This window comes from Dactylosporangium aurantiacum (assembly GCF_000716715.1).
Taxonomy (GTDB): domain Bacteria; phylum Actinomycetota; class Actinomycetes; order Mycobacteriales; family Micromonosporaceae; genus Dactylosporangium; species Dactylosporangium aurantiacum.
Window position 1 is genome coordinate 20,356 of sequence record NZ_JNYJ01000070.1, and the last position, 9,762, is coordinate 30,117.

Here is a 9,762-nt window from a genome sequence, read left to right on the forward strand (position 1 = left end):
ACGGAGCAACCACATGACGGCCGAGGTGAGCATCGTCGGTGCCGGCCCGGTAGGGCTGCTGCTGGCCGGCGAACTCGCGCTGGCGGGGGTCCGCCCGGTGGTGCTGGAGCAGCTGTCCGAGCGCGGCACCGCATACAAAGCCAACGCCCTGATGGGTCAGGTCGTTCGGTTCCTCGACCATCGCGGGCTGTACCGGTCCTTCGGCGGCTCCGGCGACCGGCCGCGGCCCACGCCCGCGTTCCTGTTCGGTGCCCTGCTGTTCACACCGTCCGGCCTGGCCGACAACCCGCTCTACGGCCTGCAGATCCGCCAGGCGCACCTCGAGACGCTGCTGGAACGGCGGGCCGTCGAGCTCGGCGTCGACCTGCGACGCGGGCACCAGGTGCGGCAGCTGCGGCAGGACGACGAGGGCGTGACCGTGCAGGTACAGGGGCCCGACGGCGGATACGAACTGCGCACCGGCTATCTCGTCGGCTGCGACGGCGCCCGCAGCGGGGTCCGGAAGGCGATCGGTGCCACGTTCGCCGGCTCCACCGACCCCACCGTCGTCTCGCGTGCCGCCCACGTCGCCGTGCCACCATCGTCGATCAGCGTCGAAACCGGCGACGTCGCCCTGCCCAGCGGCGACCGGATCGGGCTGTACACGTGGCACCGCACCGAACGCGGCGCCTACGTCGTGGTCCCGCACGAACCCGGCGTGGTGATGGTGTCGGTGATCGAATGGGACGGGCCGCCGATCACCGACGACATCCCGGTCTCGCTCGACGAGATACGGGCAAGCCTGCGCCGGGTCCTGGGCCAGGACCTGCCGTTCACCGCACCCGAGACCCCGGGACCGCATCTGCTGCGCCGCGGACATCCCGCGAACGTCCGGATCGCCACCTCGCACCGCGTCAACCGGGTGTTCCTCGCCGGCGACGCCGCCCACGTGCACCCCGCCGTCGGCGCCCCCGGACTCAACCTCGGCCTGCAGGACGCCGCCAACCTCGGCTGGAAGCTCGCCGCGCAGGTGCACGGCTGGGCACCACCCGGGCTGCTGGACAGCTACCAGACCGAACGCCGTCCGGCCGCGGAACGGGTCACCATGCACACCCAGGCTCAGCTGGCGCTGATGTCCCCGGGACCCGCGATCACCGCACTGCGTCAGGTCGTCGCCGAACTCCTGGAAACCCCGGCCGTCACCGGGCAGGTCGCACACCTGCTGGCCGGCTCGGACCTCCGGTACCCGATGCACTCCGGCAGCCCACACCCGCTGACCGGCCGGTTCGCGCCCGACCTCGACCTGCGCGCCGGCTCCCGGGACACCCGCCTCGCCGAGCTCACGCACCCGGGCCGGCCGCTGCTGCTGGACCTCACCGGCTCCGGCCACCTCGCCGACCTGACCGGCGCCTGGCGCGACCGCGTGGATCTCGTCACCGCCCAGGCATCGGCACCGCCGGCCGGTGCCCTGCTCGTCCGCCCGGACGGCTACGTCGCGTGGGCCCTCGGCGCCGACGGCGAGGGCCAGCTCCTCGAGGCGCTGGAGACCTGGTTCGGCGGTCCCGCGCCGGCCGGCCACCGCGCCTCCGGTCAGTGCCGGTGCACCGCGTCGGCGTGCCGGGGATCCCCGGGATGCTCGTAGCCGGGCTCGAGACGGACCAGGGCCGCGCACCGCTGCTCGAGCCACCGCGCGAACCGCCGCTCGGAGTCCTCGGCGCCGAGACGAGCGGCGAGCGCGTCGCGCACCACGGCGTAGTCCTGCGGATACCGGTCCCGGTTGCGGTGGAAGTAGGCCTGTGTTTCGGCCTCTTCCGCCGGTACGGGTGGCGCCACACGGTCGCGCAGCGCCCGGGCCACGGGGTGCGCGGCAATCACCGCCGCGACCACCCCGCCGGTGCGCAACGCGTCGGCGAGACGCACCGGCCGCGGCACGCCGTCGCCCGCGGAGAGCCCGAGCAGCGTGGCCTCGTGCTCGACGGCAGCCTCGACGGTGAGCACCTGGACCAGCCAGCGGCGCAGGTTGCGGCCCTCTGCGGTGGCCGGGTGGGGGAGCCGTGTCGCGTAGGGACCGCGGCGCAGCGCGGCGAGCCGGTCCTCGACGGCGGCGACGGTGACCGGCCGCCCCGCCACCCAGGCGGCGATCCCGGCCGCGCCGGGTTCCCCGCCGTGCGGGTGTAGGGGCGTGCCGCCCGGTTCGCGGTGCGAGGGACCGGTCATGCCGTCGGCTCCTCGCTCCGCCGCACCTCGACGGTGATCGGCTCGGTGTAGTGCAGTTCGCCGGCGTGTGCGATCCGGCACAGCGCCCACCACCGGCCAGGACCGTGCCCGGCCGGGACCCGCACCGGCAGCCGCAGCCGGGCGGCGCCGGACAGGTCCACCAGCGCCGACGGCGCCGGGAACAGGTCCCACGTGTGCCACGGGCTGATGAGCTGCACCTCGACGGTGACCGGCCCGGCCGCGTCGGTGCCGAGGTCGAGTGTCACCTCGGCCTCCTGGCCCGGTCGCAGCCGCAGCACCCGGTCCTGCGGGTCGCTCCAGGCGGCGGTCACGGTCTCCGGGCCGGCGGCGTCGACGAGGAGCCGGGCGATGTCCTCGACGCCGTGCTCGGTGCGGGCCCGCAGCCAGTACACCCCGGATCTCGGGGCGTCCGGCGGCCGGACGGTGACCTCCTGGCGGGTGTGACCGCCCGGCGGCAGGTCGTAGGGGAACGCCGTGGGCTCGGCGTGCCAGCCCGGCGGCGCCACCAGCTCGACGGCGCCCACCGCCCGGTCCTGGGTGAGGTCCGAGGACACGGTCGCGGTCACCGTGACCGGCCCGGTCACGGCGCAGACCAGCGGGTCGAGGTGCACCGTCACCGGCAGGTTGCCGGTCGGTGCGGGTCCGCTGTTGTGCAGCCAGTACTTCGCGTACGCGGGTGCCGCCGGTTCGACGGCGGCGGCGATCGGGCCGACCCGGACGGCGGTCTGCGCGATGTCGGCGCCGCCGAGGGACAGCAGCACCGCGCCGTCCCGCACGGGCAGCGTTTCGCCAGGGGCCTCCAGGAGGTTGGTGGCCGTGGCGCCGGTCGCCGGCGTCCACAGCCGCAGCCGCACGTCCGTGGGGCACCCGGCGGCCTCGTACAGCCGGACCGTGACGCTGTCCACCGTGGTGGCGGCGGCACCCGACGCGAGCGGGTTGCCGGTCGGCTTGAGCGCCGTCACGACCACGTCGCCGCCGCCGTCGGAGTCCACCGTCAGGTAACTGCCGGCGGCGGTCGACGTCCCGGCGGCGACGCGGGCGTGCAGCGGGTGGTTGACCTCGTGGCCGTGCCGGACCAGGCCGGTGGCGCGCCAGTCGCCGGCGCCGGCGACGAGCGCCGCGTCGAACGTGTGCGTCCAGTGCTGCTGCTGGAAGGTCGAGCCGTCGGGGGCGGTGCGCTGCGGCGGGTCGATCCAGACCCCGGACGGCCAGCCGGTGCAGGAGCGCAGCAGCGACAGGTGCAGGGCGCCGGTGGTGTCGACCGCGAAGCCGGGCACGCCCCGGTTGACCAGCGCCACGGTCCGGTCGTCGAGGTCAGGGTCGGGCATGCCGGTCATCGGCTGCGTCACCGGTACCACCCCGGTGGCCAGGTCGGCGCACATCGTCCGGACGTCGTCGAGCACGACGAGCACGGGCAGGTCCAGCACGCCGGTCAGGTCGGCGTTGGGCAGCCACACGCCGGTCAGCGCCTTCGCCGCGGGCACCAGCACCCGGGCCCGGCCGTCCACGGCGAGCTGCCGGTCGACCTCGTCGGCGTAGCCGGGGCCGCCGGCGGCGAGGACCGCGGCGGTGAACGAGGTCCGGCCGACGCTGATGCGCAGGTCGGGCAGGTTCGAGTCGACGGCGAGCCGGCCGTACCGGGCCCCGTCCGGCCGGGACGTGGTCGCCGTGACGCCGCGGCGTACCAGCGCGACGGCGAGGTCGCGCGCCGCCGTCCGGTCGGCGTCCTCGGCGACGATCTCGGCGACGCCGAACGCTCGGGTGTGCCGGCGGACGCCGTCGAGGTCGTGGACGTCGATGCGGGCGGTGTTGGAGACCGCGAACCAGTGCTGCGCCGGGTTGTCCAGCGTCCATGGTGCCTGCTCGGTGTCGACGTCGATGAGGCCGAACCCGCGGCCGACGACGGCGTTGCCGACCTCGCTGACGGGCAGCCCGCCCGGGACGTCGGTGGGCCAGCGCAGCCGGACGAGGTGGTCGGCGCCGGTGAAGTCGTCGACGCGGGTGGTCAGCTCGAGCCGGTCACTGCCGTGCCAGAGCGTCAGGGTCTGGGTATGGCGCAGCGGGCCGGTCGCGCCGTTGACGATGATCCGCTCGCCGAGCGGGCCGCGCTCGACCCGGACGCTGTCTGCGCGGCGGTGGGCGGAGGCGTGCGCGGCGGGGCCCTTCGGCAGCAGGTGCCACGGGCCCTCGTGGAAGCGCGGGTGGGCGGCGTACTCGTCGTAGACCAGCAGCTCGTTGCCGACCCGGCCGGGCGGCAGGAGTTCCCGGCCGGTACCCAGGTCGACGAGGCTGGCCACGCAGCCGCCGCGGGCCGGGTCGACGATCACCCGGTACGCGTCGTTCTCGATGATCGGCGGGCCGCTCACCTCGGTCCAGCCCTCGGCCGGTCCGCCGGCGTCGAGCGGCCAGGCCCGGTAGCCCAGCGGGGGGACGTCGGTGGCGCGGAACACGACGTCGGCGGCGGCGACGGTACCGTCGGCATGCCGCTGGACGTGTTCCAGCTGCACCGGCCCGTCGCCGACGCGGACGCCGGCGGTGCCCGGCTCGGGGAACTCGACCCGGACCCGCACGATGTCGGTGCGTGGCCACGCCGAAGGGTTGAACACGACCACGTGCCGGCCCGGCCCGTCGCCGTCCTGCGGGCCGAGCCGGCGCAGTGCCCCGTCGAGCACCGTCGTGGCCAGGTCGTACGCCTCCCGCCAGCCGGTGAGCAGGTCCAGGTACACCTGGTCGGATTCGCTGCCGGTGATGGCGTCGTGGTGCGCGCCGTACACCAGCTGCCGCCACGCCTTGTCGACTGCGGCGTGTGGGAACCCGGCGCCCTGGGTCGCGGCGGCGACGGTGGCGAAGAGCTCGGCGTCGACGAGGGTCGCCTCGATGTGCCGCTGCGCCTGCTTGGTGTCGATGAACGACACGTCCTTGCCGGTGTAGACGGGGTTCATGTCGCGGGTCTGCGGCGACGGGGTGAAGCCGGGTTCGGCGCGGACCGCGGCGAAGAACTCCTTCGGTAGTCCGACGACGAAGCGCGGCGAGACGTACCGGGCGTTCCAGTCCCGGTGGATGTCGGTGACCCACTTCGCCGGTGGTGTGTAGTCGGTGCCGACGGGCAGCAGGATGTTGCGGGTCGCGGCGACCTTCTTCAGCAGCAGGAACAGCTCGTACACGCTGCGCTCGGCACCGGCGAGCGTCGGCTGGGCGTCGATGTGCCAGCCGGCGGAGTAGTGCGCGGGCATGTAGTGGGTCAGCACGCCCCGCCCGGACGGTGAGATCCACTCGAACTCGGCGCTGAACTGCATCGCCGACGGGTCACCCCACCCGTCGCGGGGCTCGTACGTCCACAGCATCGGACCCCACTGGTGGAACGGGCCGCGCGCCCACGACGAGGAGTCCAGGCCCGCGTCGGCGACCAGGCCGGGGAACTGCGGGTCGTGGCCGAACACGTCGAGCTGCCATGCGGTGCGCGGGTCGCCGCCGATGACGTCGCGCTGGAAGCCGATGCCGTGCACCAGGTTGCGGATGGTGGACTCCGCGGAGGTGAGGTTGGTGTTCGGTTCGTTGTAGGTGCCGCCCATCAGCTCCAGCCGGCCGTCGGCGAGCAGGATGCGCAGGTATTCGCGGTCCTCCGGGTGGCTGTCCCAGTACGGCTTGAGGTAGTCCAGTTCGGCGAGCACGAACTTGTAGTCCGGGTCCCGCCGCGCCGTCTCCAGGTGCAGCCGTACCAGGTCGAAGCCCGGGTGCTGGAACGCGGCCCGGAACTCGGTGCCCAGGCGGCCCGTGCGGTCCCACGTCGCCGTGTAGGCCGCCTGGGTGTTCCACCAGACCGGGTCGTAGTGGAAGTGCGGCACCATCCACACCGTCCAGCCGGGCTCGGCCACGACGAGCGTGGCGGCGAAGGGCTCGCCGCCGTCGGCGGTCACCTCGATCGGCACGGCGGTGCCCGGTGCGGCGGTGCACGTGACACCCACCTCCGCCAGGGGTCCGCTGTGCACCTGCGCCGAGCCCGACACGCCGTCGCCGGTGATGTCGAGCCGGCCCGGCCAGCCGTCCACCTCGACGCTGACAACCTGCAGCGGGCCGGCGACGAACAGTTCGGTGCCGGTGACGGCGAGGATGCGCATGTGCCGGGAACCCTTTCAGCCTTGCACCGCGCCGGCGAGGCGGAACGCCCCACCGAGCACTTGGACAGTGCGGAGTAGACCAGGACCACCGGCGTCGTGTACAGGATGGAGATCGCCGCGGGCCGGCTCGCGATCTGCCTGCGCGTCGGCGGCGTGCAACTGGTGACGCCGCGACGACAGGTACCCGAGGCAGCACCGCCGGACTAGGATTGGTCGGTGTATGCCGGTTCTCTGTCCCGGCTGGTGCGACCGACACCCCCGACCCGTAGGTCGGGCATCGCGGTCGCCGCCTTGCTGATCCTGGTCGAGACCCTGCTGGTGTATTCGCTCCGGCCGGTCATGGCACCCTACTTCCCGGGCATGATCTACATCGTCGGCGTGCTGGTCACCTCGATGGTGTGGGGCATGTGGCTCGGGCTGGCCACCTCGGTGGTCAGTACGCTGGCGTTCGTCTTCTTCCACGCTCCGCCCGTCGAGAGTTTCGCCGCCACGGACATCCGGCAGGTCGTCGTGCTGGCGGTCCTGCTCGTTGTCGCGGTGGCCACGAGTGCGGTGGCGGACCTGGCCCGGTCGCGCGCCGCCCAGGCCGAGGAGTCCGATCTCACCGCTGAGATGGCCCGGCTGCTGCTGTACGCCGACAACGTTCCCGCCGTGCTGCCCACCGTCGCACGGTCCATCGCGCGGTCCCTCCAGCTGCCCGACGCCGTGATCCACCTCGCGGCCGTCCCCGGTGACCACCGGCACGTGGCGTTTCCCCTGCACGCCGAGGCCGGCCGGCTCGGGACCCTGGTGGTGCCCGCCGGGTTGCCCGAGTTGACGGCGCGTCGGCTGCGGGAATACGTCGTGCCGACATTGACGTCGCTGCTGCACGCCTGCCAGGAGCGTACGGCGGTGCTGGACTCGCTGGAAACGAGCCGGGAGCGGCTGCGCCAGCTCGCCGCCGAGCAGGCCGCGTTGGGGCGGGTGGCGAAGCTCGTGGCCCGTGGCAGCCCTCCACCCGACGTCTTCCACGCGATCACCACGGAGCTGCACGCGCTGCTGGGTGAATACAGCACGTGGCTGTGTCGCTACGAACCCGACGGCACGGTCTGCATTGTCTCAACCAACCTCACCGGCAAGATCACCGACGGGATCAGCATGTCGATCGAGGGCGAGAACGTTCTGGTCAAGGTGCGGGACACGGGGCGCGCCGCCAGAGTGGACAGCTTCGAGGGCGCGGCCGGCCCTATGGCCGCACGAGCCCGCGAGGTGGGCATCCGCGCTGTGGTCGGGGTGCCGATCATGGTCAACGGGCGGCTTTGGGGCGTGGCAGGTGTGGCGTGGGCCCGACCCGAGCCGCTGCCGCCGGGCACCGAGACGCGCGTAGCGAAGTTCACCGACCTCGCCGCCATCGCCATCGCCAACGCCGACAACCAGGCTCAGCTCGCCGCGTCCCGGGCCCGGCTCGTCGCCGCCGCGGACCAGGCCCGCCAGCGCATCGAGCGCAACCTGCACGACGGCGCGATGCAGCACTTCCTCGCCGTTGCGATGCAGCTCGGTGCCGCGCAGGCCCTCCTGCCGGCTGAGCCGAAGGAGGCCGAGGCGGAACTCTCGCGCGCCCGGTGCGGTCTGAACAGCGCGATGGACGACCTGCGCGAGATCTCACGGGGCATCCATCCAACGCTGCTTGCCTCAAGCGGGTTGCCAACCGCGCTCAAGGCGCTCGCCCGCAGATCCCCGGTGCTGGTCGACCTCGACCTCCACACCGGTCAGCGCATGCCTCCAGTGGTTGAGACGGCCGCGTACTACATCGTTTCCGAGGCGCTGACCAACGCGGCCAAGCACGCCCACGCCACAGTCGTGCACGTGCAGGTGACCACCCGGAACGACGTCCTGCACCTGGCGATCCACGACGACGGCATCGGAGGTGCCGACCCACGCCGTGGCACCGGCCTCACCGGCCTCCGGGACCGCGTCGAGGCGCTCGGCGGACACCTCACCGTCACCAGCCCCACCGGCGGCGGCACCCGGCTGTCGGCCACCATCCCGACCACACCCGTCCCCCTGCACTCCTCCTGAGTCGGCGGACCCCGGCGGTCCCGGATGAGCCGTGTCGACGCCCACGTGGACTCCGTGGCGCCGCGGCGTTCACCGAACCCGCCACCGCCATCTGAGAATCGAACGGCACCCGCCCGAAACGCGCCCTCCATCGGCGAACGCAACCGCGCTCTTGGCAGCGGGAGACAGGCGCCCGTGAATGTCATCGTTTACCTGTACGCCGTCAGGTGACGCAACGAAAATGGCTGCGCCCGCGACCGGCGCGGCGAAAGTGTTACGTGCGGTACTGCCGCGCAGTCGCGTGCGATGACATGAGACTTCCATTCCTGATCGTTTCCTCCACGCTGCTCGATGGAGTTTCGGAATTCATTGTCTTCGCGTGACGGCCGTGACAACATCGGCGCGCACGAATCCCCCGTACGGCATCGCCCGGCGTCGCACCGCGACGTCCGGTGTGCCGTGTCCGTGGAAGGAACCGCACGATGTCCAGACGTAGAGGTTCGCTCGTCGCGGTGGTCGCGGCGGCGCTCGTCGTGGTCGCGGCCGGGTGGCAGGCCAGCGGCCGCGACGCGACCGCGCAGGCGAGTACCAGCGGCACGCTGGCCGCCACCGCCGGATGCGGCAAGGCACCGGCCCTCACCAGCGGCACCCGCTCCATCTCCAGCGGCGGCCAGAACCGGTCGTACATCCTCCGAGTCCCCGACAACTACGACAACAGTCATCCGTACCGGCTGGTCTTCGGACTGCACTGGCTGAACGGCTCCGCCAACGCCGTCGCCTCGGCCGGCTACTACGGACTGCAGCCGTTGTCGAACAACAGCACCATCTTCGTCGCACCCCAGGGCATCGACGCCGGCTGGGCCAACACCGGCGGCCGGGACCTGACGTTCGTCGACGACCTGACCAACCTCATCGAGAACGGCCTGTGCGTGGACACCACCCAGGTGTTCGCGATGGGCTGGAGCTACGGCGGCGCGATGAGCTACGCGCTCGCCTGCGCCAGACCGACCGTCTTCCGCGCGGTCGCCGTACTGTCCGGCGCGAACCTCAGCGGATGCAACGGCGGCACACTGCCCGTCGCCTACCTGGGCATCCACGGCACGCACGACAGCGTCCTCAACATCTCCAACGGACGGTCCCTACGCGACACGTTCGTCAGGAACAACGGATGCACCCCGCAGAACCCGCCCGAACCGGCACTGAACAGCCTCACCCACATCGCCACGAACTACACCGGCTGCCGCGCCGGATACCCGGTGCGCTGGATCGCGTTCGACGGCGACCACACCCCCAGCCCCGTGGACGGCTCCACCAGCCCCAACGACTCCCGAACCTGGACCTCCGGGGAAGCCTGGCGCTTCTTCACACAGTTCGAGAACACCACCCCACC

At 72.7% G+C, this 9,762-nt stretch carries 5 protein-coding genes; 3 read left to right on the top strand and 2 right to left on the bottom strand.

Going from position 1 to position 9,762, the window contains the following annotated elements:
• Positions 1 to 13: 13 nt before the first annotated feature.
• Positions 14 to 1,621 carry an FAD-dependent monooxygenase gene (locus OP18_RS46545; RefSeq protein ID WP_063745772.1) on the top strand — a complete coding sequence of 536 codons (1,608 nt, stop codon included), beginning with the start codon at positions 14 to 16 and terminating at the stop codon, positions 1,619 to 1,621.
• Here OP18_RS46545 and OP18_RS46550 read toward each other — a convergent pair.
• The gene (locus tag OP18_RS46550; protein ID WP_052388380.1) at positions 1,570 to 2,196 is read right to left on the bottom strand and encodes a DUF7158 domain-containing protein; all 627 of its coding nucleotides are present in this window, start codon (positions 2,194 to 2,196) and stop codon (positions 1,570 to 1,572) included. The genes OP18_RS46545 and OP18_RS46550 overlap by 52 nt on opposite strands.
• Entirely contained in the window at positions 2,193 to 6,335 is a 4,143-nt protein-coding gene (locus tag OP18_RS46555) for a glycoside hydrolase family 38 N-terminal domain-containing protein (protein ID WP_033366534.1), read from the bottom strand. Before OP18_RS46555 ends, OP18_RS46550 begins: the two co-directional genes overlap by 4 nt.
• Before the next feature lie 216 nt (positions 6,336 to 6,551).
• Here OP18_RS46555 and OP18_RS46560 point away from each other — a divergent pair, with 216 nt between their 5' ends.
• Both OP18_RS46560 and OP18_RS46565 read left to right on the top strand, forming a co-directional pair.
• Positions 6,552 to 8,393: a sensor histidine kinase gene (locus OP18_RS46560; RefSeq protein ID WP_081971719.1), complete on the top strand. Its 1,842-nt coding sequence runs from the start codon at positions 6,552 to 6,554 to the stop codon at positions 8,391 to 8,393.
• A gap of 461 nt (positions 8,394 to 8,854) precedes the next feature.
• A partial coding sequence (locus OP18_RS46565; RefSeq protein ID WP_033366567.1) for a CE1 family esterase occupies positions 8,855 to 9,762 on the top strand: 908 nt, incomplete at its 3' end.